Origin of the sequence: Paraburkholderia podalyriae (assembly GCF_014397785.1) — a bacterium.
Classification (GTDB): Bacteria; Pseudomonadota; Gammaproteobacteria; order Burkholderiales; family Burkholderiaceae; genus Paraburkholderia; species Paraburkholderia podalyriae.
This window is the reverse complement of sequence record NZ_VZQQ01000261.1, coordinates 1-837: the sequence shown is the minus strand read 5'-3', so window position 1 is coordinate 837 and position 837 is coordinate 1. Positions and strand designations below refer to the sequence as shown.

Here is an 837-nt window from a genome sequence, read left to right as displayed (position 1 = left end):
GTTGAGCGATTCACCGTGCCGCTCGAAGTCCGCCAGTCTCGCAGGAACCAGCCCATGCCAGAACCAGCGTAGAGCCTCGTTCCGACGCCACGAATAAGCGTTGACAGTCGGTACGAGATCACCTGGCACAGGCCCTCGGCAATTGCGCCGCCCGGCAGGGACGTGATGTCGTGTTCGCCACGCAGACCAGGCTATTGAACAGTCTGCAGGCAGCGCGCGCGACCGGTACCTATGAGCGCAAACTGAAACAGCTTGCCAGCGTACCGGTTCTCATCGTCGACGACTTCGCGCTCAAGCCGCTGCGCTCGCCGCAAGATGAAGACTTCCACGACCTGATCGCGGAAAGGTACGAGACCGCTGCGACGATCCTGACCAGTAACCTCGACTTCAGCGAATGGGGCGATGCGTTTGCCGGCAACCGCATCCTCGGCGCCGCCACACTCGATCGCCTGCGACACGGCGCCTATCGTATCGTGCTCGATGGTGACAGCTTCCGCACGCCCAGGCCAATGCCTGAACCCGACCAGACACGACTTGCGAAATCAACCAAAAAAACGCATCCTTGAGTCCGTTCGAATCCGCGTTTTACTTCACTTCAAACTGGCGCCATTACGGCGATCATCCCCGGCGTCATTACGCCGATCCGTGACAGTGATGAACCGCGTCTTGATGCCCGCCTGCGCCGCGCGGTACGCAAGCGAGGTCGCAATGTGATCTCGTACCGACTGTCAACGCTTATTCGTGGCGTCGGAACGAGGCTCTACGCTGGTTCTGGCATGGGCTGGTTCCTGCGAGACTGGCGGACTTCGAGCGGCACGGTGAATCGCTCAACGACGA

At 60.6% G+C, this 837-nt stretch carries 1 pseudogene; it reads left to right on the top strand.

Features of this window, described 5'->3' with window-relative positions:
* Positions 1 to 113: 113 nt before the first annotated feature.
* Positions 114 to 566: pseudogene (locus tag F6X42_RS42930) on the top strand (ATP-binding protein); the annotation flags it as partial.
* Positions 567 to 837 lie beyond the last annotated feature (271 nt).